Source organism: Nocardioides massiliensis (assembly GCF_030811215.1).
GTDB lineage: Bacteria > Actinomycetota > Actinomycetes > Propionibacteriales > Nocardioidaceae > Nocardioides_A > Nocardioides_A massiliensis.
Genome location: NZ_JAUSQM010000001.1, coordinates 314,564 through 336,612, shown reverse-complemented (window position 1 = coordinate 336,612; position 22,049 = coordinate 314,564). Strand labels below are relative to the sequence as shown.

General features: G+C 71.9%; 22 protein-coding genes and 1 pseudogene. 15 read left to right on the top strand and 8 right to left on the bottom strand.

Annotation, left to right across the window (positions count from 1 at the left end):
- Positions 1–10 precede the first annotated feature (10 nt).
- Entirely contained in the window at positions 11–676 is a 666-nt protein-coding gene (locus tag J2S59_RS01830) for an HAD-IA family hydrolase (protein WP_220138371.1), read from the top strand.
- Positions 677–741: 65 nt separating this feature from the next.
- Here J2S59_RS01830 and J2S59_RS01825 read toward each other — a convergent pair whose 3' ends face one another.
- A complete protein-coding gene (locus J2S59_RS01825; RefSeq protein ID WP_068119432.1) occupies positions 742–999 on the bottom strand; it encodes a GlsB/YeaQ/YmgE family stress response membrane protein in 258 nt (85 codons plus the stop codon).
- Between the two features lie 56 nt (positions 1,000–1,055).
- On the opposite strand from J2S59_RS01825, the gene ychF reads away from it, so the two are divergent.
- The 3 genes and pseudogenes from ychF to J2S59_RS01815 all read left to right on the top strand — a co-directional run bounded on the left by ychF (position 1,056) and on the right by J2S59_RS01815 (position 2,371).
- On the top strand, positions 1,056–2,132 hold the full coding sequence (gene ychF, locus J2S59_RS01820) for a redox-regulated ATPase YchF (protein ID WP_068119430.1): 1,077 nt from the start codon (positions 1,056–1,058) through the stop codon (positions 2,130–2,132).
- Positions 2,125–2,211 (top strand): annotated as a pseudogene (locus J2S59_RS20280) (alkylphosphonate utilization protein); the annotation flags it as partial. The gene ychF and the pseudogene J2S59_RS20280, both read left to right, overlap by 8 nt.
- Before the next feature lie 43 nt (positions 2,212–2,254).
- Positions 2,255–2,371 (top strand): PhnA domain-containing protein, encoded by a 117-nt coding sequence (locus tag J2S59_RS01815; protein ID WP_281366703.1) that lies wholly within the window; start codon positions 2,255–2,257, stop codon positions 2,369–2,371.
- A gap of 122 nt (positions 2,372–2,493) precedes the next feature.
- Here the strand turns inward: J2S59_RS01815 and J2S59_RS01810 are convergent, their stop codons facing one another.
- Positions 2,494–2,802 (bottom strand): 4a-hydroxytetrahydrobiopterin dehydratase, encoded by a 309-nt coding sequence (locus tag J2S59_RS01810; RefSeq protein WP_068119427.1) that lies wholly within the window; start codon positions 2,800–2,802, stop codon positions 2,494–2,496.
- 103 nt (positions 2,803–2,905) lie between these two features.
- Between J2S59_RS01810 and J2S59_RS01805 the strand changes: the two genes are divergently transcribed.
- From J2S59_RS01805 to J2S59_RS01795, 3 genes are read left to right on the top strand one after another with little or no spacing between them, the layout of a single operon-like run.
- Positions 2,906–4,378, top strand: a complete 1,473-nt coding sequence (locus J2S59_RS01805) for a serine/threonine-protein kinase (protein WP_306824755.1) — start codon at positions 2,906–2,908, stop codon at positions 4,376–4,378.
- 36 nt (positions 4,379–4,414) lie between these two features.
- Positions 4,415–5,596 (top strand): serine/threonine-protein kinase, encoded by a 1,182-nt coding sequence (locus tag J2S59_RS01800; RefSeq protein WP_068124532.1) that lies wholly within the window; start codon positions 4,415–4,417, stop codon positions 5,594–5,596.
- Positions 5,593–6,069 carry a hypothetical protein gene (locus J2S59_RS01795; RefSeq protein ID WP_306824754.1) on the top strand — a complete coding sequence of 159 codons (477 nt, stop codon included), beginning with the start codon at positions 5,593–5,595 and terminating at the stop codon, positions 6,067–6,069. The genes J2S59_RS01800 and J2S59_RS01795 overlap by 4 nt, the downstream gene beginning before the upstream one ends.
- 16 nt (positions 6,070–6,085) lie before the next feature.
- On the opposite strand, the gene J2S59_RS01790 is transcribed toward J2S59_RS01795, so the two are convergent.
- A complete protein-coding gene (locus J2S59_RS01790; RefSeq protein ID WP_306824753.1) occupies positions 6,086–6,949 on the bottom strand; it encodes an SDR family NAD(P)-dependent oxidoreductase in 864 nt (287 codons plus the stop codon).
- A gap of 50 nt (positions 6,950–6,999) precedes the next feature.
- Here J2S59_RS01790 and J2S59_RS01785 point away from each other — a divergent pair, with 50 nt between their 5' ends.
- Positions 7,000–8,673 (top strand): FAD-binding dehydrogenase, encoded by a 1,674-nt coding sequence (locus J2S59_RS01785; protein WP_306824752.1) that lies wholly within the window; start codon positions 7,000–7,002, stop codon positions 8,671–8,673.
- A 13-nt stretch (positions 8,674–8,686) separates the two neighbouring features.
- Here J2S59_RS01785 and J2S59_RS01780 read toward each other — a convergent pair whose 3' ends face one another.
- Both J2S59_RS01780 and J2S59_RS01775 read right to left on the bottom strand, forming a co-directional pair.
- Complete coding sequence (locus tag J2S59_RS01780; RefSeq protein WP_068122410.1) at positions 8,687–9,199, bottom strand: SRPBCC family protein; 513 nt, start codon at positions 9,197–9,199, stop codon at positions 8,687–8,689.
- Between the two features lie 29 nt (positions 9,200–9,228).
- Positions 9,229–10,389, bottom strand: a complete 1,161-nt coding sequence (locus tag J2S59_RS01775; RefSeq protein ID WP_306824751.1) for a MalY/PatB family protein — start codon at positions 10,387–10,389, stop codon at positions 9,229–9,231.
- Positions 10,390–10,462: 73 nt separating this feature from the next.
- Between J2S59_RS01775 and J2S59_RS01770 the strand changes: the two genes are divergently transcribed.
- Positions 10,463–11,185 (top strand): YoaK family protein, encoded by a 723-nt coding sequence (locus J2S59_RS01770; RefSeq protein WP_068119080.1) that lies wholly within the window; start codon positions 10,463–10,465, stop codon positions 11,183–11,185.
- 43 nt (positions 11,186–11,228) lie between these two features.
- On the opposite strand, the gene J2S59_RS01765 is transcribed toward J2S59_RS01770, so the two are convergent.
- Positions 11,229–12,179 (bottom strand): putative endonuclease domain-containing protein, encoded by a 951-nt coding sequence (locus J2S59_RS01765; RefSeq protein ID WP_306824750.1) that lies wholly within the window; start codon positions 12,177–12,179, stop codon positions 11,229–11,231.
- Between the two features lie 86 nt (positions 12,180–12,265).
- Between J2S59_RS01765 and J2S59_RS01760 the strand changes: the two genes are divergently transcribed.
- Both J2S59_RS01760 and J2S59_RS01755 read left to right on the top strand, forming a co-directional pair.
- Positions 12,266–14,758, top strand: coding sequence for a DEAD/DEAH box helicase (locus J2S59_RS01760; RefSeq protein WP_068120273.1), 2,493 nt, complete (start codon positions 12,266–12,268; stop codon positions 14,756–14,758).
- A gap of 46 nt (positions 14,759–14,804) precedes the next feature.
- Positions 14,805–15,656 (top strand): thioesterase family protein, encoded by an 852-nt coding sequence (locus J2S59_RS01755; protein ID WP_068120275.1) that lies wholly within the window; start codon positions 14,805–14,807, stop codon positions 15,654–15,656.
- Here the strand turns inward: J2S59_RS01755 and J2S59_RS01750 are convergent.
- Entirely contained in the window at positions 15,653–16,357 is a 705-nt protein-coding gene (locus J2S59_RS01750; protein ID WP_306824749.1) for an NHL repeat-containing protein, read from the bottom strand. The two genes, J2S59_RS01755 and J2S59_RS01750, sit on opposite strands and share 4 nt — an antisense overlap.
- A 10-nt stretch (positions 16,358–16,367) precedes the next feature.
- Here J2S59_RS01750 and J2S59_RS01745 point away from each other — a divergent pair, with 10 nt between their 5' ends.
- Complete coding sequence (locus tag J2S59_RS01745; protein ID WP_281366698.1) at positions 16,368–17,123, top strand: NUDIX domain-containing protein; 756 nt, start codon at positions 16,368–16,370, stop codon at positions 17,121–17,123.
- 52 nt (positions 17,124–17,175) lie between these two features.
- On the opposite strand, the gene J2S59_RS01740 is transcribed toward J2S59_RS01745, so the two are convergent.
- A complete protein-coding gene (locus J2S59_RS01740) occupies positions 17,176–18,750 on the bottom strand; it encodes a S8 family peptidase (protein ID WP_068118993.1) in 1,575 nt (524 codons plus the stop codon).
- Between the two features lie 266 nt (positions 18,751–19,016).
- Between J2S59_RS01740 and mshB the strand changes: the two genes are divergently transcribed.
- Genes mshB through J2S59_RS01725 form a run of 3 tightly spaced genes read left to right on the top strand, consistent with a single transcriptional unit; the run spans position 19,017 to position 22,044 of the window.
- On the top strand, positions 19,017–19,931 hold the full coding sequence (gene mshB / locus J2S59_RS01735) for an N-acetyl-1-D-myo-inositol-2-amino-2-deoxy-alpha-D-glucopyranoside deacetylase (protein WP_068118996.1): 915 nt from the start codon (positions 19,017–19,019) through the stop codon (positions 19,929–19,931).
- Positions 19,928–20,251 carry a DUF6113 family protein gene (locus tag J2S59_RS01730; RefSeq protein WP_068119000.1) on the top strand — a complete coding sequence of 108 codons (324 nt, stop codon included), beginning with the start codon at positions 19,928–19,930 and terminating at the stop codon, positions 20,249–20,251. The genes mshB and J2S59_RS01730 overlap by 4 nt, the downstream gene beginning before the upstream one ends.
- Positions 20,248–22,044 (top strand): VanW family protein, encoded by a 1,797-nt coding sequence (locus tag J2S59_RS01725; RefSeq protein WP_068119003.1) that lies wholly within the window; start codon positions 20,248–20,250, stop codon positions 22,042–22,044. The genes J2S59_RS01730 and J2S59_RS01725 overlap by 4 nt, the downstream gene beginning before the upstream one ends.
- Positions 22,045–22,049: the final 5 nt, after the last annotated feature.

The window sequence follows — 22,049 nt, the reverse complement described above, 5'->3', positions numbered from 1 at the left end:
CGTCGTCGACGTGATCGTCACGTTCGACCTCTTCAGCGCTCTCACCGACAGCCGCACCGGTGCAGCCACGGTCCTGGCCGAGCTCGCCGCCGAGCGTGGCTGGCCGCAGTCCGGTGAGGAGCTGTACGAGCGCTGGGACGGGCACAACAAGGCGCTGCAGCGCAGCGCTGCGCCGCCGGCGACCTTCCACGACGTCTCCCTCGCGGCCGTACGTCGAGCGTGGTCGGAGCTCGATCACGACCCGGCGTACGCCGAGCGGGACCTGGCGCGCCTCGAGGAGTCGGTGGGGCAGTGGCCGCTGTGGCCCGATGTCGCGGCGGGCGTCACGGCCGTCGCCGCGCAGCACCGCGTCGGCTTGCTCTCCAACGTCGACGACGACCTGGCGCGGCGCACACAGGCCTATGCGCTGGTCGACCCGGAGCTCGTGCTCACGTCGCAGCGGCTCGGTGCCTACAAGCCGAGCCCGGCGATCTATCGCGCGGCGGCCGAGGCCGTGGCGCCCGGACCGCTGGTGCACGTCGCGGCGTCGGCGCGCGACGTACGCGGTGCGCTCGAGGCGGGCCTGGTGACCGTGCGGCTCGTCCGGCCCGGCCACGTCGTGGACGAGACAGGGCCGCGGCCGTCGGTCGAGGTGACCGACGCCGCGACCCTGGCAATGGCGGTGGCCCGGATCTAAGCCGGCGGGACTCGACTAATCGGCGCGACCAGCGGGCCCCAGGGATGCTCGTCCGAGTCAGAGGGTCAGACGCGGTCCTTCTTGCCGACCATGGCCTCGGCGGTGCCCACCAGCAGCACGGCGGCGACCACGGCGAGGATGAAGCCGAGGATGTTGAGCTCCCAGATGCTTCCGCTCCCGATCAGCCACGCGATCGTGCCGCCGATCAGGGATCCCACGAGGCCGAGGCCAAGGGTGGCGAGGAGGCTGAGGTGCTGCTTCCCGGGCTTGATGAGGCGCGCGAGGGCGCCGATGATGAGGCCAGCGACAAGGAATCCGATCATGGGAGGGACGCTACCCGTGCGGCCGGCTCCCCATTCCTCTCGTAGGCTTGACCCCCGTGGCTCTCACCATCGGGATCGTCGGTCTCCCCAACGCCGGCAAGTCGACCCTCTTCAACGCGCTGACCAAGAACGACGTGCTCGCGGCGAACTACCCGTTCGCGACGATCGAGCCCAACGTCGGCGTCGTCGGGGTGCCCGACCCGCGTCTGGAGAAGCTCGCCGAGATCTTCGGGTCGGCGAAGATCCTGCCCGCGACGGTGGAGTTCGTCGACATCGCCGGCATCGTGCGCGGCGCCTCGGAGGGGGAGGGCCTGGGCAACAAGTTCCTCGCCCACATCCGCGAGTCGGCTGCGATCTGCCAGGTGACCCGCGTCTTCCGCGACGAGGACGTCACCCACGTCGACGGCGAGGTCAACCCGGCCAGCGACATCTCCACGATCCAGACCGAGATGATCCTCGCCGATCTGCAGACGGTGGAGAAGGCGATCCCGCGCCTGGAGAAGGAGGCGCGGATGAAGAAGGAGTACGCCGCGCAGCTCGAGGCGGTCCGGGAGGCGAAGGAGTCCCTCGAGGCCGGTACGCCGGTCAGCGCCACCACGATCGACCGCACCCTGCTGCGCGAGCTGTCCCTGCTCACGGCGAAGCCGTACCTCTACGTCTTCAACTGTGACGCCGATGAGCTTGCCGACGAGGAGCTCAAGCAGCAGATGCGCGACCTGGTCGCCCCGAGCGAGGCGATCTTCCTCGACGCGAAGTTCGAGTCCGAGCTAGTGGAGCTGGGCGACGACGAGGAGGCGCGCGCGATGCTGGCCGAGATGGGCGTCGAGGAGCCAGGGCTCGACGTCCTCGCCCGGGTCGGCTTCGAGACCCTCGGCCTGCAGACCTACCTCACCGCCGGGCCCAAGGAGGCTCGCGCCTGGACCATCCCGCAGGGCGCCACCGCCCCGCAGGCGGCGGGCGTCATCCACACCGACTTCGAGCGCGGCTTCATCAAGGCCGAGGTCGTCTCGTTCGACGACCTCGTTGATGCCGGCTCCATGGCCGCGGCCAAGGCGGCCGGCAAGGTGCGGATCGAGGGCAAGGACTACGTCATGGCCGACGGGGACGTGGTGGAGTTCCGCTTCAATGTCTGAGGCGCTCCCTCCCTGCCCCGCGTGCGCCGAGGAGTACTCCTACGAGCAGGGCGCCCTCCTGGTGTGCCCGATGTGCGGGCACGAGTGGACCGCCGGTGAGGGCCTCGCGGCCGAGACGGACGATGCTCCGCGGCATCCGCCTCATCACCGACGGCGTGGGAGATCACGACATCGACGCCACCGTCCCCGGCCACGGCCGCATGCAGCTCAAGTCGAGCGTGGTCAAGAAGGTTCTCTGATCTTGCGCCGTGCTCCTCAACCGGGCAAACGTGCCGCGATCGGGCCGATCTCGCCGTTCGGGCACGCGTTTGCCCGGCTGACGATCCGCTTGACCGCCGGGTGAGCCTGCGGCGATCCGTGGTCAGGCCGGGACGACCGAGATGCCCAGGTCGCGGGCGGCCCGGGAGATCTGCCGCGCCAGCGCCACGTCGCGCTCGGTGAGCGCCTCCACCTGGTGGGTGGTGAGCCGCACGGTGAGCGTCGTGTAGCGCAGGTCGACGTCGGGGTGATGGTTGGCGTCCTCGGCCAGCTTCGCGATGCGGTTGACGAGCGCGACCCCGGTGGCGAACGACGCCGTGCCGAAGGTCGCGACGGCCGCGGTGGCGTCGACCTGCCAGTCCTCGACGCCAGCGGCAGCGCGGAACTGCCCGGCGGTGATCGGCTCGACCATGGGATCGAGGGTACGCCCGTCTCGACGAAGCGAACCGCGACGGGGGATCGCCGTACGCCGCCCCGAGGTGTCAGACCACCCGGCACCGGGCATCACAGCCGTGATGCCCCCGTCACCCGATCCCGTCCCCCGCACCACCCAGGAGCAGGTCGTCCTGGGTGGCCGCTATGCGCTGGGCCCGTTGCTGGGCCGTGGCGGAGCGGCCGACGTCCACCGCGCCACCGACGTCCTGCTGGACCGGGACGTCGCGGTCAAGGTGCTGCGCGACACCGCCGCCGCTGACGACGATCGGGCCCGGTTCATCACCGAGGCCCGGACCCTTGCGCGGCTGGCCCACCCCGGGTTGGTGACGCTGCTCGACGCCGGCCTGGAGGGCGAGAAGCCCTACCTGGTCATGGAGCTCATCGAGGGCCGCACGCTGCGCGACTTCTGCAATGGCCCGCCGGGCGCGCCCGGGTGGGTCGCCGGCATCGGCGCCCAGGTGGCGCAGGCGCTGGCCGCCGTGCACCACCGCGGGATCGTCCACCGGGACGTGAAGCCCGCGAACGTGCTCGTCGACCACGAGTCCCGGCGTGCCTGGCTCACCGACTTCGGCATCGCCCGGCTCCTGCAGGACCCGGCCGGCCACACCCACACCGGCATGGCGGTCGGGACGGCGGCGTACCTCGCCCCCGAACAGGTCACCGGCAGTGAGGTCACGCCCGCCGCGGACGTCTATGCGCTGGGGCTGGTGCTGTTGGAACTCCTGACCGGTCGGCGGATGTATGTCGGTACGCCGATCGAGGCCGCCGTCGCGCGGATCTCCCAGCCGCCCGAGGTCCCCGCCCACCTCTCGGCGGGCTGGCAGAGCCTGCTGCACGCGATGACGGCGATGGAGCCGACCGATCGTCCCGGGGCCGAGGAGGTCGCGCGCCGGTTGCAGGCCGTCGCCGACGCGTACGCCGATTCGGCCACCACCACGAGGACGTTCATGCCGGTGCCCCTCCCGGTGCCGGCTGCGCCGACCGCGGCCCGAGACGACCGCCCGGAGCCGCGCACGGGCGTGGCCGTGCTCGCCCGCGCTCGTCGGGTGGTGGCGAAACGACCGGCAGCGGCGGTGCTGGTGAGCGCGGCGGCGGTGCTCGCACTGGTGCTCGGGCTCAACCTGCCCGCCGGCCTCCAGGGCGAGGTTGAGGCCACGGCCGCGGCGACGGCCGGAGCCGCAGCCGGCGGGGCGGGGTCGACGTTCCCTTCCTCGAGCCTCGCGGTCGTCGTCGGGTGGGGCAAGCAGCTGGAGGCGCTCGCCGACAAACGACAGCAACAACGCCAGCGGCGGGCCCGGGCGCAGGCGCGCGCGGAGAAGGCGGCCGCGGCGGAGGCAGCCGCGCAGAAGGCAGCGGCGCAGAAGGCGGCTGCAGAGCGAGCGGCGACGCAGAAGGCATCCACGCGCGCCCCGGCACCCGCACCGAAGAAGAACGAGAAGCCCGCGCGCACCGGAGGGCCCGCGAAGAGCGGCCCGCCGCCGTGGGCGGGCACGCCCGGCGGGCGTGGTGGCGACCCCGGCGGCGGTCCGGGCACGGGCAAAGGCAACGGCTGAGCGGTGAGCCCACGGGCGTGGGGAGAGGGGGCCGCGATGGTCCAGCAGATCGATCCACCGCACGAGGCGGACGACGTCACGCTCGGCGGGCGTTATCGCGTCGAGTCCGTGCTCGGTCGCGGTGGGATGGCCGACGTCTATCGGGCCACCGATGTCGTGCTGGACCGGGAGGTCGCGGTCAAGGTCCTGCGCGAGCCGACGCTGGACGCGGGGGAGCGCGCCAGGTTCGTGCAGGAGGCGCGGACGCTCGCGCGGCTCGACCACCCAGGCCTGGTCACCGTGCTCGACGCCGCGCTCGACGAGCAGCGTCCCTTCCTCGTGATGGAGCTCGTGCCCGGCACCACCTTGCGCGAGCACTGCGCCGAGCCGTGCTCGGACACGCGCTGGGTGGCGCGCATCGGTGCCCAGGTCGCCGATGCCCTGGCAGCGGTCCACGGCGCCGGCGTGGTCCACCGCGACGTGAAGCCGGGCAACATCCTGGTCGACGGCGACCGTGCATGGCTGACCGACTTCGGGATCGCGCGGTTGCTCTCCGACGTCACCGGCCACACCCGCACCGGCATGACGATCGGGACAGCCGCCTACCTCGCTCCCGAGCAGCTGACCGGCGACCCCGTCACCGGAGCCGCTGACGTCTACGCGTTGGGCCTCGTGCTGCTGGAGGTGCTGACCGGCACGCGGGCCTACTCGGGCGTGCCGGCCGAGGCAGCGCTGGCCCGGCTCCACCAGCCCGTGACCGTGCCGACCGACCTCCCCGCGCCGTGGCGAGCACTGGTGGCGGCGATGACTGCCCGCGAAGCACCCGCCCGCCCTGCGGCTCCCGAGGTCGCTGATGAGCTGCGCGCGCTCGCCGACACCGGAAGTGCCGAGACCGACGACCTGCCGACAGCGACAGCCGTGCTCGAGCAGCAGACCGCGGTGCTGGACCCGCGGACCGTCGTACTCACGCAGACCCCGTCCGGTCCCGCCTGGCCCGCCGCCGCAACCGTGCACCGGGTGCGGGAGTGGGTCCGACGCCAGCCGGCGCTGGCCCTGCTCGCCGGTGCGGGTGTGCTGGTGGCGCTCGGTGGCGTCGCCGTGGCGGCGACGGCCGGGTCCGGTGAGTCGGAGCGGACCCCGTCCGCGACGGTCGAACGCGATGCCGACGGCCTCCCGACCAACCTGCCGGCCGAGTTCCGAGAGCCGCTCGGCCGCCTCCACGACGCGGTACGGCGATGAGTGCCCTGGCCCGGATTGCGGTGGTCGTGGCGGGAGTCGTGCTGGTCGCCGCCTGCGGAGGCGCGACGACCCCGGCGAGTCAGGTGCCCGCACTCGCGACCGCACTCGACGAGGTGGATGCGGCGCTTGTCGCAGGTGACGAGGACACCGCGCGGACCGCGCTCGACCGGCTCACCTCCCTCGCCACCGACGCGCGCGACGAGGGCAGGCTCGAGGACGGGGACGCCGAGCACGTGCTCGCCGCGGCCGAACAGCTGCGGGCCCGGCTCGATGACGCCGCCGAGGACGACGACGTGGTCGAGGAGACCGACGAGCCCGACCCCGAGCCACCGCCCGCCACGGTCCACACCCGCAAGACCAAGAAGACCGGCGGCACCGCCAAGACCCGCGGGTCGCGGCACGGGACCGGTCACGGGACCGGCCACGGGAGCGGCCACGGGAGCGGACACGGCACCCGCGGCACCCGCGGCTGACGCCCACGCGCAGGTCTCAGGCCAGGTGCTCGGCGATCTGCTCGAGCGTCAGGGGCGGGGTGGTGTGGTGGTCGGCCCAGGTGATCATCTCGGCCTCCGGTCGCGCGAACCGTCCGAGGAAGCACCCGGAGCCGACGTAGGTCTGACCGGTGATGTCGGCGGCGAGGTCGGAGAGCAAGAACGCATACAGCCGCGCGACGTACTCGGGTCCCGCCGGGTCGAGTGATCCCATCCGCGTGAGGTCGTCGAGGATGCCGCGGCGGTGCAGGTCCTCGATCTGGGCCTCGTAGTCGTCACCGGTCGAGAGCCGGGTGCGGGCGCCGGGGCAGACGGTGTTGACGCGTACGCCGTGGTCGCGCAGCTCGGCGGCCATGGCGAGTCCCAGGCTGACGGTCGCACCCTTCGCGGCGGGGTAGCCGGAGCCGCCGTACGACCCGGTGAACGCGTGGGAGCCGGTCAGCACGATCGATCCGCCGCCGCGCTCGACAAGGAGGGGTCCGGCGAGTCGCGCGACCTGGAACGCCGACGTCAGGTGTGCATCGATCAGGTCCTGCCACTGCTCGGGGGTGACGGTGAGGATCGAGGATCCGGTCGGTTCGGCGGTGCCGGCGCACGCGACGAGGTCGGTGAGCCCGCCGAGCTCGGCGGCGGCGTCCATGAGCGCCTGCGCGACGGCCGGCTCGGCCGCCGACCCGGCGACCCCGACCGCTGCGCCGGGCGCATCGGCGACCAGCTCCTCGACCGCGGCGTCGACCACGGCCGCGTCGCGCCCGTTGACCACGACGCGCGCGCCCTGGGCGACGAGCTCGGCCGCGACGGCGTACCCGATGCCGCGGCTGGACCCGGTGACGACGACGACGCGTCCCTCGAGATGCCTCATGGTCGCGGACACTAGCCACATCGCGGGGCCGGCATGGAAGCATTCGGCACATGGCTGAGCGGACGGTGGGACAGCAGGCAGACGTCGTGGTCGTCGGCGGGGGCCTCGCGGGCCTCGTCGCGGCGGCGGAGGCGGCCGACGCCGGCCGGTCGGTGATCCTCATCGACCAGGAGCCCGAGCAGTCACTGGGCGGGCAGGCGTTCTGGAGTCTCGGCGGGCTGTTCCTCGTCGACAGCCCCGAGCAGCGGCGCATGGGTGTCAAGGACTCCCGCGACCTCGCCTGGCAGGACTGGTTGGGCAGCGCGCAGTTCGACCGCGAGGAAGATCGGTGGCCGCGCGCCTGGGCGGAGGCGTACGTCGACTTCGCGGCCGGGGAGAAGCGGGCGTGGCTGCGCCAGATGGGGCACCGGGTCTTCCCGATCGTCGGCTGGGCCGAGCGCGGTGACGGTCGCGCCGAGGGCCACGGCAACTCCGTGCCGCGCTTCCACATCACGTGGGGGACCGGGCCGGGCGTGGTCGAGCCGTTCGAGCGCCGCGTGCGCGAGCACGCCGGCACGGGGCGACTGCAGTTCCGGTTCCGCCACCGGGTCGACGCCCTCGTGCTCGAGAGTGGTGCCGTGGTCGGGGTGCAGGGCACGGTGCTCGCCCCGGACAGCGTCGCGCGCGGAATGGCCAGCAACCGCGAGGAGATCGCCGACTTCGAGATCCGCGGCCAGGCCGTGATCGTCACCAGCGGCGGGATCGGCGGCAACCACGATCTCGTCCGCAAGGCGTGGCCGGCGCGGCTCGGCACGCCGCCGAAGAGGATGGTCGCCGGCGTCCCTGCCCACGTCGACGGGCGGATGCTGCAGATCACCGGCGAGGCCGGGGCGCGGATCATCAACCCCGACCGGATGTGGCACTACGTCGAGGGCCTGCGCAACTGGGACCCGATCTGGGACAACCACGGCATCCGCATCCTGCCCGGTCCCTCGTCGCTGTGGCTCGACGCGGAGGGCAACCGGCTGCCCGCGCCGTACTTCCCGGGCTTCGACACCCTCGGCACGCTCACCCACCTGCGTTCCACCGGCCACGACTACTCGTGGTTCGTGCTGACGCAGGCGGTGATCGAGAAGGAGTTCGCGCTGTCGGGCTCGGAGCAGAACCCCGATCTGACCGGCAAGGACGTCAAGCTGCTGCTGTCGCGCGTCAGGGCGGGCGCGGCGGGGCCGGTCGAGGCGTTCAAGCAACACGGCGAGGACTTCGTCGTCGCCGACACCCTCGAGGAGCTGGTCGAGGGGATGAACCGCGTCGGTGACGCCGGCCTGCACATCGACGCCGGCGCGCTTCGGGAGCTGGTGGAGAAGCGCGACCGGGAGATCGACAACGAGTTCACGAAGGATGCGCAGATCACCGCGCTGCGCGGAGCCCGCAACTACCGCGGCGACAAGCTGATCCGCGTCGCCTCGCCGCACAAGTTCCTCGACCCCAAGCACGGCCCGCTCATCGCCGTACGCCTCAACGTCCTCACCCGCAAGACCCTCGGCGGGCTCGAGACCGACCTGTCGGGGAGGTGCCTGACGAGCGAGGGTGAGCCGCTGCCGGGGTTGTATGCCGCCGGCGAGGTCAACGGGTTCGGTGGCGGTGGCATGCACGGCTACAACGCGCTCGAGGGCACGTTCCTCGGCGGCTGCCTGTTCTCCGGGCGTACGGCGGGGAGGGCCGCGGCCGCGCAGGTGGGGTGAGTCCGGGTCCGCTTCAGGGCCGGTCGGTCGTGCCGGTCGTGCCGAGGTGGGCGTAGAGGTTGGCCTCGAACTTCTCCCCGGTGAAGTCGATGACCCGGCTCATCACCGCGGTGACCGCGCGGCTCGCGACGCGGGGGAGCGGCAGGTCGACCCGGATCTCGATGCTGATCTGCAGGTGCGTCGCGGGTCCGTCGTCGTCGCTGGCGTCGGTGAGGCGGTACCACCCCTGCACCGACGCCTTCTCCGTCGTGCCTGCCGGCGGCGCGTGCCGGTAGTCGATCGACGACGGCTCGTCGAAGATCATCTGCTCGGTGAACTCCGGGCGGAACTTGACCCCGAGCACGTCGATCCCGCTCATCGTCCAGCGCCACAGCGGGTGCCCGTCCTGCTCGCCCACCACCTCGATGTGCTGCAGCATCGGGGTGAGCTTGGTCAGCGTCGCGGGGTCGGTCAGCGTCTCCCACAGGACCTCGCGCGGTGCGCGGACGACGCCCTGGCTGTCGTTGGTGGCGCGGAAGGTGGTCACGCGCGCAGGGTGCCCGGAGGTCCCGCGGGTCACACGTCGCGCGGTCTCGACCCCGCTCGACCGACGGAATGCGCCATCTGCGCCACCGCACGCTCGAGGATCCCCGGCGTGGTGGCGAGGTTGAGCCGCACGTGCCCCGCCCCGCCGGCGCCGAAGTCCGCGCCCTCGTTGAGGGCCACCTTCGCGTGCTCGAGGAACCAGGCGCCCGGAGCCCGGGCCACCTCCGGCGCCAGGTCCCGGCAGTCGAGCCAGGCCAGGTAGGTCGCCCGGGGCGCGGCGTACCGAACCGCGGGGAGGTGCTCGGCGAGGAGATCCGCGAGGAGCTCGCGGTTCTCGACCAGGTCGACGAGCAGGGCGTCCAGCCAGTCGCGGCCGTCGCGCAGCGCGGCGGTGTGGGCGAGGACGCCGAGGTGGGATGCGCCGTGGTCGGCGACCCAGGGGAGGCGCGCGAGGTCCTCGCTCGTGGCGGCACCACCGATGAGGAGCGCGGCCTTCATGCCCGCGAGGTGCCAGCCCTTCGAGGAGGAGGTGAGGACGAAGGCGTCGTCGGTGCCCGGCACCGCGAGGTAGGGGACGAAGGTCTCGCCCGGGTGGGTCAGCGGTGCGTGCACCTCGTCGACGACCACCCGCACGCCGTGGCGGTCGGCCAGCTGCGCGACGGCCGCGAGCTCCTCGGCGGTGTGCACGACGCCGGTGGGGTTCTGCGGACTGCACAGGAAGTACGCCGCAGCGCCCGGCAGCGCGTCAGCCACCGCCACCAGGTCGAGCCGTCCGTCGCTGCCGAGCGGTGCCTCGCGCACCTCCCAGCCGGCCGCCTGGAGGAACCCGTAGAACGGCGGGTAGACCGGCGGGCTGAGCACCACGACCGACCCCGGCGGCGCCACCAGCCGCAGCGCCTCGACCGCGCCGCCCATCACGTCGCTCACCACCCGGGTCGTCGCGGCGTCCGGCGTCCAAGCCCAGCGGTCGGTCGCGAACTGGGCGAAGGCCTCGGCGTACGGCTCGAGCATCGGGTAGCCGGTGTCGCCCGTGCTGATCGCCTCGGTCAGTGCCTGCTGCACCGCCGGTGCGATCGGGGCGTCCATCTCCGCCACCCACAGCGGCAGCACGTCCGCGCCGTACGTCTGCCACTTCATCGACGTACGCCGACGCAGATCGTCCAGGGACAGGGAGCGCAACGGGCGGGTCATGGGTCCACCCAACCCCGTCGGTCGAGTCTTGGGTAGTCGCTCGAGCGGAGACGAGACCAGGGAGGATGGCCCGGTGATCGTCGGACCCGTGCGCACCACGCGCCGCAACTGGCAGCTCGCCGCGCTGCTGGCTGCCGTCGCCGGGATCCTCAACTCCGTCGGCTTCGTGGCGGTCGCGCTCTACACCTCCCACATGACCGGCGTGACCGCCGCGCTGGCCGACTCCGCGGTGATCGGGGAGTGGGACGTGGTGGCGCTCGCCGCCGGCGCGATCGTCGCGTTCCTGGCGGGGGCGATGGCCTGCGCGGTCGTCTTCAACTGGTGCCGGCGCCGGGAGCTGCACGGGAGGTACGCCGCGGTCCTGGCGATCGAGGCTGCCCTCATCCTGCTCGTGGGGCTCCTCGCCGATCGACTCGACACCGACCTCGCGGGGTGGCGGACGGTGCTGATCGTGGTCGTCCTGTGCTTCACGATGGGTCTGCAGAACGCGCTCATCACGAAGATCTCCGGCGCCCAGATCCGCACCACGCACGTCACCGGGATGATCACCGACATCGGCATCGAGCTGGGCAAGCTCGGCTATCGCTCGCGCCGCGACGGCCACGACCCGGTGCGTGGTGACCGGCGCAAGCTCGCCCTCCTCACCTCGTTGGTCGGGCTGTTCACCCTCGGCGGGATGGTGGGCGCGGCGGGCTACCTCACCTTCGGCTTCGCGGTGCTCATCCCGGTCGCCGTCGTCCTGCTCGTCGCCGCCGTACCCCCGCTCCGAGCCGACTGGCGCGCGCGACGGGCATGAACGGGGTGGGTTTGACGTGCCTGGTGCGTCAGACCCACCCCGATCATGCCGACCGGGGTACGGCGCACCGAGGGCCGCACGGACGGACGGGCGCGTGGAGGATCGCGGCGATGCTCGCAGCGACGCCGCACGGGTCGTCGAACACCTGCCCATAGCTCAACCGCACGGTGCGCACCCCTGCGACGGCGGTCCGAAGATCACGCGCGAGGTCCCGGGTCCGGTCCACCGCGCTGTTGTGGAACGCATGTCCGTCGAGCTCGACGACGAGGCCGTCGTAGTCGACGTCGCGATAGGTCACGCCGCGTTCGGTGACTACGCGCGCCTGGCGCCGACCGGCGGGCAGGCCGTGGGCTCGCTCCACGTTCACGAGGTAGGCGTGCTCGAGCACCGAGTTGGTGCCCTCGGCGAGGTCGGTCAGCACTCCCCGCCACCACTCCCGATCACGGATGCGGGAGCGTGCGTCCAGCGCTCGGCGGATCCGCTCCGCGGTGCTGGCGCCGGCGTTTGCGACGGCGGTGATCACCCCGATCCGTCCGGTGCGCGTGGTGGCGCACCCTGCGGCGTCGAGGACCGCCTGCTCGACGTGCTGGCGCGGCGGGCCGAGATTCCACCGCACCTGATCGTCGAGTCGGCGCACGCGGTGGAGCGTGACGCCGGTGGGCGCCACCAGCCGGCGTCCGTGTTCGACGGCCACATGGAGCGTGCCGTCCTCGACGGACTCACCTGCGGCGCGGACGCGGTGATCTCGGTGGGCGCGCAACGCGGTCGGTCCCCAGAGCGCTGCGGGCCAGACAGCGAGGACGGCCGCCCACGCGAGTTGGGCCCACGACAGCTCGCCGGTGTGGTTGACGAACACCCCGCGATACACCGGACTCAGGTCGCGCCGACGCACCATGCGCTCGAGGTCGCACGGCCGGGCACCCAGCTCCCGCAGCTGGTGTCGCGCGATCACCCCCGCCTGGGCGTCGAGCCGCTCCCGGATCTCCTGGTCCATCCGCAGACCCTGCCCGAGATCGCCGGATCGGCGCGGACGCCCTGTGGACAGCCCGCCCGGCAGGTGACCTGCGAGGATGAACCCCGATGCGCCCCCTTCCCCTGCCCCTGCCCTCCGACCCCGACGAGCTGCTGGGGACGTTCACCGACTGGGCGACCGGCGAGGGGTTGAGCCTCTACCCCCACCAAAAGGAGGCGCTGCTCGAGCTGGCGACGGGCTCGCACGTCGTGCTGGCCACGCCGACCGGGTCGGGCAAGAGCCTCGTGGCAATCGGGGCGCACGCGATCGCGATGGCGTCGGGTCGGCGCACCTACTACACCGCGCCGATCAAAGCGCTGGTCAGCGAGAAGTTCTTCGCGCTGTGCGAGGTGTTCGGGGCGGAGAACGTCGGCATGCTCACCGGCGATGCGGCGGTCAACGCCAGCGCCCCGATCATCTGCTGCACCGCCGAGGTGCTGGCCAACATCGCGCTGCGCGGTGACGACGGCGACGTCGGCCAGGTGGTGATGGACGAGTTCCACTTCTACGCCGAGCCCGACCGCGGATGGGCCTGGCAGGTGCCGCTGCTGCTCCTGCCACGCGCGCAGTTCCTGCTGATGTCGGCGACGCTGGGCGACCTCACCACCATCAAGGCCGACCTCGAACGGCGTACCGGAGTGCCGGTGGCGGAGGTGTCGACGGCCGAGCGTCCCGTGCCACTCACCTTCTCCTGGGCACTCACGCCGCTGCACGAGACGCTCGAGGAGCTGCTGACGACCCACCAGGCGCCGGTGTACGTCGTGCACTTCACCCAGGCTGCGGCACTCGAGCGTGCGCAGTCGCTGACGAGCATCAACGTCGCCAGCCGCGAGGACCGGGACAAGATCGCGGCGGCGATCGGGGAGTTCCGGTTCGCGAAGGGGTTCGGCCAGACCTTGTCGCGACTGCTGCGCCACGGCATCGGCGTGCACCACGCGGGGATGCTGCCGAAGTACCGCCGACTCGTCGAACGCCTCACCCAGGACGGTCTGCTCAAGGTCGTCTGCGGCACCGACACCCTCGGCGTCGGCATCAACGTCCCGATCCGCACCGTAGTGCTCACCGGTCTGACGAAGTACGACGGCCGTCGCCAGCGGCTGCTCAAGGCGCGCGAGTTCCACCAGATCGCCGGGCGCGCCGGCCGGGCGGGCTACGACACCATCGGCACCGTCGTCGTGCAGGCGCCGGACCACGTCGTCGAGAACCACCGCCTCGTCACGAAGGCCGGCGACGACCCCAAGAAGCTGAAGCGGGTGCAGCGCAAGAAGCCGCCCGAGGGGCAGATCACCTGGACCGAGGACGCCTTCGAGCGCCTCGTCGCCGCGCAGCCCGAGCAGCTGGTCTCGCGGATGCGGATCGACCACGGGATGCTGCTCAACCTCCTGTCCGGAAGCCGGTCGAGCGGAGTCGAGACCCCGTGGGCACGCCTCAGGACCCTGCTCCGCGACAACCACGAGGACGGTCGCGCGCAGGTGCGTTTGGTACGCCGCGCGGTCGCGCTCTATCGCACGCTGCTGGCCGCCGGCGTGGTCGTGCAGGACGACGACGGTTGCCGGGTCGTCGAGGACACCGGTGAGGGCTCGCTGAGACTGGCGCTCAACCAGCCGCTGTCGACGTTCGCACTGGCGGCGTTCGAGCTGCTCGACCCCGAGAGCGACACCTTCGCCCTCGACGTGGTCTCGATCATCGAGTCGACGCTCGACGACCCGCGGGCGGTGCTGCGCGCCCAGGAGCACGTCGCGCGCGGCGAGGCGATCGGGGAGATGAAGGCCGACGGCGTGGAGTACGACGAGCGCATGGAGCTGCTCGAGGAGGTCTCCTGGCCCAAGCCGCTCGCGGAGGTGCTCGAGGCGGCGTACGAGCTCTATGCCGGCACCCATCCGTGGGTGCTGGAGACGCCGGTGTCGCCGAAGTCCGTGGTCCGCGAGATGTGGGAGCGCGCGATGACCTTCGGGGAGTACGTCGCCGCCTACAAGCTCGCCCGCTCCGAGGGCGTGCTGCTGCGCTACCTCTCCGATGCCTACCGCGCGCTGCGCCAGACGGTGCCGGAGTCCGTGCGCACCGAGGAGGTCGCCGACATCACCGCCTGGCTCGGGGCCGTCGTACGCCAGACCGACTCCAGCCTGCTCGACGAGTGGGAGGCGCTCGTCCACCCGGAGGCCGTGCTCGCGGCAGCCGCGGCCCAGGACGACATCCGGCCCCCGGCTCCCAAGATCGACGAGCGCGGGCTGCGGGTGCTGGTGCGCAACGCGATGTTCCGCTTGGTCGAGCTCGTGGCTCGTCGCGACGCCGCGGGCCTGGTGGAGCTGCACCCCGACGGTCCGTCGGAGGGGGAGTGGGCCGAGCAGGTCGAGGCCTACTTCGCGGAGTATGCCGACCTCGGTACCGGCGCCGAGGCGCGTGGTCCCGCGCTGTTGGTGATGGATGGCGACGAGGTCGCGCAGATCCTGGACGACCCCGAGGGCGACCGGGACTGGCGGATCACCGCGACGATCGACCGCGAGCAGACCCAGGAGCAGGGGGAGCTGGTGCTCGAGGTGCACGGGCTCGCCGCGACGTGAGAGCCGGTCGGAGACGGGTTTCCGCGGAGGGATACCGTGCCCGATCGTGAGCACGTTCGACGAGGCCATCACCGCGACCCCCGATCCGGAGCGCCCCGGACACTTCCGGGCGGCGCTGACCAACGACTGGTCGATCGGCAACGCCCTCAACGGCGGCTTCCTGCTGTCCTTGTTGGGACGCACACTGCAGCAGGCGCTCACCAGCGCGGGCTCGAAGCACCCCGACCCGGTCAGCATCAGCGCGACCTACCTCTCCGCCGCCGTGGAGGGTCCGGCCTACCTCGACACCGAGGTCATCCGCACCGGCCGCTCGGTCTCCACCGGTCAGGTCGCGCTGACCCAGGAGGTCGACGGGGTGCCGGTCGAGCGGCTGCGGGCGACGGCGACGTACGCCGACCTCGACGCGCTGGCCGACCCCGACGACGCCCAGCGCAACCTGCTCACCCGCACCATGCCGCAGCTCGCCCCGCCCGAGGAGTGCTGGGGCAAGGAGCAGGCACCGCCCGGGTTCCTCGACCTCGTGCCGCTGCAACGTCAGCTCGACGTTCGCATGACGCCCGACACCGTCGGTTGGATCGACGGCAAGCCGACGGGGGAGGGGCGGATCTCCGCGTGGTTCCGGATGCCCGACGGCCGCGACCCCGACCCGATCCTCATGCTGATGGTGCTCGACTGCCTGCCGCCGGTCACCTTCAACCTCGACCTGCCGGGCTGGGCGCCCACGCTGAGCCTGATGGCCAACGTGCGCGCGCGGCCCGTGCCGGGCTGGCTGCTCGTCACCCACGAGACCCGGATGCTCAGCCACGGGCTCTTCGAGGAGGACGCCGAGATCTGGGACGCGAGCGGCAACCTGGTCGCGCAGTCGCGGCAGCTGGCGATGGTCCCGAAGAAGGGCTAACGCTCGACCTGCACCCGGAGCAGGCGCCGCCGCCAGGCGTACTCCGTCACCGTCCACACGTGTTGGCCGTCGGGATCCCACGCGAGGTCCTCGGGGCCGGCGGGCAGCCGTCGTGAGCGCGGGCCGAGCAGCCAGCCACGGCCGAACTTCCCCCGGCTGCTGGAGATCCACCACTCCCGCCCGTCGTACGCCGCCCCCTGCATCTGCGGCGCACCGGTCCACCAGCGACCGGCGGAGCCGTCTGGCTCACCGCACCACAACCGGCCGGGCTCGTGGCGGTCGTACTCACCCACGACGAGACGCCCGTCCGGGGTGGCGGAGCAGAACGAGTAGCGCAGGTCGCCCGCAGGCTTGACCCAACCCTGGAGGGCGTACGTCGCCCGGTCCAGCACGGCGAGTCCCTTGCGCGTCGCGGCGACGTAGACCCGATCGCCCAGCACGGCGATGCCGCCCGCATGGATGCGCAGCGGCCCGCCGTCCTGGCCGAGCAGGGGGACGTGACGGTGGCGTCCGGTCTCACGGTCGACCTCGGTGATGCGCGATCCGTGGTTCTTGCCGTCCGCGCCGTGCAGGTAGGCGGTCAGCAGGACGACGTCGGGGAGCACGTGCACGCCTTGGGGGAACCAGCGCGAGCGTTGGTCGCTCGGCGGGAACCACCACTCGCTGCCCACCGGGACCGAGGCACCCCGTGCCCTGGCCATACTTGCTGCCATGCCTGCCGCCATGCCCACGGTCCCGAGCATGCCGCACGCGCCCCAGCCCGGGCCGGGTGCGCGCTTGGTCGTCGGTGTCGCCCTGCATGCGACCGGCCCGACGCCGACGGTGCTCGCGGCGCTGCGCCACGCACCGGCCGGATGGGAGTTCCCGGGTGGCAAGGTCGAGCCCGGCGAGACACCGGAGGAAGCGGCGATCCGCGAGATCGGCGAGGAGCTGGGCTGCCGGATCGAGGTCACCGGGTGGCTGCCGGGGACCGAGGTCGTCCGGCCCGGCCTCGAGCTGGCGATCGCCCACGGCAGGGTCGTCGCCGGCCACCCGGCGCCGCGGACCGGTGAGCACACCGAGCTGCGCTGGGTGCCGCTGGCCGAGCTCGGTGAGCTCGACTGGCTGCCGGCCGACGTGCCGTTCGTCCTGCAGCTCATGGCGGCAGCCGCCCCGTCGGTGGACGTGCTCGCCCTGCTCGACGAGCGCGAGCACGCCGACGAGGTCGCTGCCCGGCTCGAGCGTGGTGGCTACCCGGCCACGGTCTCCCGCGGCCGCTTCCACGGCGAGGACGACGAGGAGGACCAACCTTGGACGGTGACCACCCAGGCGCCGTACGCCGCGGTGGAGCTGGTGGTCGAGGAGTTCGATGGGTGGGTCGAGACCGTCGGTGCCGAGCCGGAGGTCGCGCCCGCTTCGCCCGCACCGCCCGCGCCGCTGCCCCTGCCCGACGCCCCGCGCCGGGTGAAGGGGCACTGGCGGGACTAGGGACTCGACTTCGCTCGCCCGACTTCCTGCTTCGTTTGAGACGACTGGGCAGCTACTGGACCGTGGCGTACACGTCGTCGATCACGAACGTCGTGGGGAGCGACTCGTCCTCGATCGCCACGAACGCGAGGTGGATGCTGCGCCCGCGAAACTGGCGCAGGTTCACCTCGTACCTTGCGAAGTGGCCCGCCGCGTGCTGATTTGAGAAGTAGCCCAGCTCGCCGATGACCCTGTCGCCGCTCGCGTTGTAGACGAGCACCGCCAGTTGGTCGTAGGCACCACGGACGGGCTCATCGGTGAGCACCTGCAGGCGGAAGGAGGCCCAAGCGCGGCGAGCGTTAACGGGGACCGTGAGCTGCTGCCGGATCCCGGAGCTACCCTCGACCCCGGCCCCCCCGAGCACGGCCTTCCAGGTGCCGTTGGCGGCGAGCACCATCGGATCGTCGGTGATGAGATCCGGCGTCGTCGCCTCCCAGCCGGCTGCTCCCTGTTCGAACCCCGGGTTCGTAGTCAGCACGCGCGCAGGGTTGGCGGCTCGGTGCACATCGTCGCGGACCCCGGAGAACAGGACTGGTTGGAGGTATCCGTCACCTCGGTCCTGTAGGGGGGTGGCCGCCACCAGCGCACGACGCGCGGCGACCGGCCTCAACTTCCGCTGCACCTGCAGCATCCGGGCGAGCGTGCCGGCGACCAGCGGCGCGGCCATGGACGTCCCGGACTCCGCTCGGGTGCCGCGGTCCCTGCGGTGTGTCGCCGACCGGAGATTCTGGCCGGGCGCCCAAACGTCGACGCACGGCCCGCGGTTGGAGAAGGAGGTCATACGGTCCTGGCGGTTGAGTGCGCCGACCGTGATCACGTTCATCATCCGCGCCGGACTCACCCGGCACGCGTCGATTCTGTCGTTGCCGGCCGCCGCCACCACGTGAACGCCTCGCTTGAGGGCCCGCCGGACCGCCCGGGTGACCGCCGGGTTCGGTGGGCCCGCAAGGCTGAGGTTCATCACGGCCGGCTTGCGGTGGTTCTTGGTTACCCAGTTGATGCCGCGAATGACGTTGCGTGCTGATGTCTGAGGGCCGCAACCGAAGATCCGGACAGGCACGATCGTGGCGGACTTGGCCACGCCCGAGGCCCTGCCAGCCGCCAAGCCGGCGACGTGGGTGCCGTGTCCGCTGCAATCCTTGCGCGGCGACAGCCGGCCGATCGCACTCGCGCCCTTGCCGACGCGGCCGCGCAGTTGGACGTGGGTCGCGCGTACGCCGGAGTCGACGACGTAGATCCGCACGCCCTTGCCGTTGCTGTGCCGCTTCGCGGTGCCGAAGGTGTAGCGGCCGTCAAGGGTGCGATTGACCTGGTCGATCCGGTCGAGGTGCCAGGGGGCGTCGTCCTGGATCCCGGCGTTGGTGAAGACGGCGTTGTCGTCGACCAGGTCGACGGCCGGGTGGTCGCGCAGGATCCGCTCGGCGCGCGGTGTGAGAGTGCCGGTGAACCCGGGGAAGTCCTTGCCCAGCCGGGCCTTCACGGTCGCGCCGGCCCCCTCGACCTCCGCGATCAGTTCGCGGACCTCGGCAGGGTCCACGCCCTCGCGCAGCGTGACCAGGTCGGGTGCGTCCTCGACTACCGCGACCACAGGCTCGCGAGCGAACGCAGGAGCGGCCGATACCCGCGACGGGTAAGCGTCAAAGGAGGCCCATCCGGACCCGCTGGCCGGCTCGGAACCGGCGTGCGCCGGCACCAGGCCGGTGGAGGCAGTCGCGGTGCCGAGGACCGTCAGCGCGGACACGACGACAAGTCGGACGGAGGGGCGAGATACGCGCAACGAGGTTCCCGAGGCAGAAGGGGCAAGGAGTGGGCTTCATCGTAGGCGACCACAGGCCGGGTCCTACGCTTGCGCGCATGACCATCACTGCCGGCCGCCGACTCCTGCTCGTCCACGCGCACCCGGACGACGAGTCGATCGGGCAGGGCGCCTCCATGGCGAAGTACGTCGCCGAGGGCGCCCACGTCACCCTCGTGACCTGCACCGGCGGAGAGGAGGGCGAGATCCTCGTCCCCGAGCTCGCGCACCTCGCCTCTGACCAGGAGGACCGGCTCGCCGAGCAGCGCAAGGTCGAGCTCGCCAACGCGATGAAGGCGCTCGGCGTCACCGACCACCGCTACCTCGGTGGCTTCGGCCGCTACCGCGACTCCGGCATGGCCTGGCACCCCGACGGTCACGCGGTCGCCGCCGACCAGGTCCACGACAACGCGTTCTGGCGCGCCGACCTGACCGAGGCCGCCGATCACCTCGTCGCCGTCATCCGCGAGGTGCGCCCTCAGGTCCTCGTGACCTACGACCAGTTCGGCGGCTACGGCCACCCCGACCACATCCAGGCGCACCGCGTCGCGACGTACGCCGCCGTCCTGGCTGGTGTCCCGTCCTACCGCGAGGACCTCGGCGCGCCCTGGACCATCGCCAAGACCTACTGGGGGGCGATGAGCGCGGAGCGGATGCGCGAGGGTCTGCGCAAGCTGCGCGACGCCGGTGACACCACGACGTTCGAGGGGATGGACCCCGACGGTCCGCTGCCACCGTTCATCACGCCTGAGCGGTTGATCAGCGCCCGCGTCGACGCCCGCGACTATCTCGAGGCCAAGCTCGACGCGCTGCGTGCCCACGCCACCCAGATCACCACCGATGGGCCGTTCTTCGCGCTGTCCAACAACGAGGGGAGCCTGGCGTTCGGCGTGGAGTTCTATCGCATCGCCACCGGCACGCCGGGCCCGTTGGACGAGGACGGCTTCGAGACGGACCTGTTCGCCGGGCTGTGAAGGTTGCCGGGCACCTGCTGATCGGGGTCGTGGTCGTCGTCTGCGCGACGGCGGTCCACCGCTACCCGCTCGGTCTGCTGCTGGGCATCGCGACCTCGATCGTCCTGCTGGTCACGATCCGCCCCGGCTGGACCACCCGGACCGCGTACGCCGCGGGGTGGCTGCTCGGGGGAGTGGTGCTCGTGCGCGAGCGTCCCGAGGGTGACGCGTGGTTCCTCGGTGACCTCTCGTCCTACGCGCTCATGGGTGTGGCCCTCGTCATGGCTGCCGTCGGGCTGGCGACGCTGCCGCCACGGCGCCACCTATCATCGGGCGGGTGACTGACACCACCGCTGATGCCGATTCCAAGGGCGGCAAGGTCGTCGTCCTCACCCTCCTCGGGATCGCCCTGCTCGTCGGTGCTCTCTATGTGGCGGCGTACGCCGTGGCGGGGGAGAAGGTGCCGCGCAACGCCGCGGTCGCCGGCGTGAAGATCGGCGGGCTCACCCCCGCCGACGCCGAGCAGCGGTTGCGCGACGGCCTGGTGGAGCGCGAGGACGCACCCGTGCGGGTGCGTGTCGACGACGAGACCGAGTCGATCGCGCCGAGCGAGGCGGGCCTCGCCGTCGACTACGCCGCCTCCGTCGAGCAGGCCGGCGCCGGTCGCAGCTGGCACCCCGGCAGGCTGTGGGACTACTACACCGGCGGCGACGGCAACCCGGCCGTGCTCGACGTCGACCAGTCGGCGCTCGACGAGGTGATCGACGGGTTCGCCGCGCGCGTCGACGAGGCGCCCGTCGAGGGCGCGATCCTCTTCGAGGCGGGTCAGCCACAGCCGATCAGTCCCCAGACCGGCACCGCTCTCGACCGCGACGCCGCGGTGGAGGAGGTGAAGGCGGCGTACCTCACCGAGGACACCGCCGTCTTCCCCGTCGTCGAGGATCCGCCGGCCGTCGACGAGCAGGCCGTGCGCGACGCGCTCGAGTCCTTCGCGGAGCCCGCGCTGTCCGCGCCCGTGACCGTGGTGTTCGACGGTGACACCGAGGTGCAGCTGCGTCCTCGCGCCTACGCCGATGCGCTGTCGGTGCAGACGGTCGACGGTGAGCTGCAGCCACAGCTCGACGAAGAGGTCTTCCTGCGCGGCATCAACAGGGCCATGCGCACCGTCGGCCGCAAGCCGCGCGACGCAGGCTTCGAGGTCGTCAACGGCGAGCCGCGGGTCGTCCCCGCCCGCCGCGGCGTCAGCTATGACCGCGACCAGCTCACCTCGGTCTTCCTCGACCATGTGACCAAGAGCGGCGACGAGCGACGCATCGAGATCGACGCGGTCGTCGAGAAGCCCGACTTCACCACCGCAGACGCCAAGGCGCTGGGCATCAAGGAGGAGGTCTCGTCGTTCACGACGTACTTCCCCTACGCCGAGTACCGCAACATCAACCTCGGTCGCGCCGCCGAGCTCGTCGACGGCTACCTGCTCAAGCCGGGGGAGACCTTCAGCCTCAACGACACGGTCGGGGAGCGCACGGCCGAGAACGGCTTCGCGAAGGGCATCATCATCAGCAATGGGATCTACAAAGAGGACTACGGCGGCGGCGTTTCGCAGATCGCGACGACGCTGTTCAACGCGATGTTCTTCGCCGGGCTCGAGGACGTCGAGCACAAGCCGCACTCGTTCTACATCGACCGCTACCCGATCGGCCGCGAGGCCACCGTGGCGTGGGGCGCGGTCGACCTGCGCTTCAAGAACAACACCGACCACGGCATCCTGATCAAGGCGTCGGTGCGGCCCAGCACGCCTGGCAGTCAGGGTGCGGCCACCGTGACGATGTACGGCACGAAGATCTGGGACATCGACACCGACACCTCCGGTCGCTACAACTTCACCTCGCCGCAGACGCGCTACATCCAGACCAGCGACTGCCGGCCCAACAGCGGGTACGGCGGCTTCGACATCGACGTCTTCCGCTACTTCCGCCGTCCCGGCAGCAGCGAGCTGGTCAAGACCGAGAAGTTCAACACCCGCTACACCCCGTCGGACACCGTCGTGTGCGGTCCGCCGCCCGGCTCCGGCCCGCCGGCCAGGCAGGGCGGTGGCGACACCGGCAACGGCGGCGGAAGTCGCGACAGCGACTGACCTGC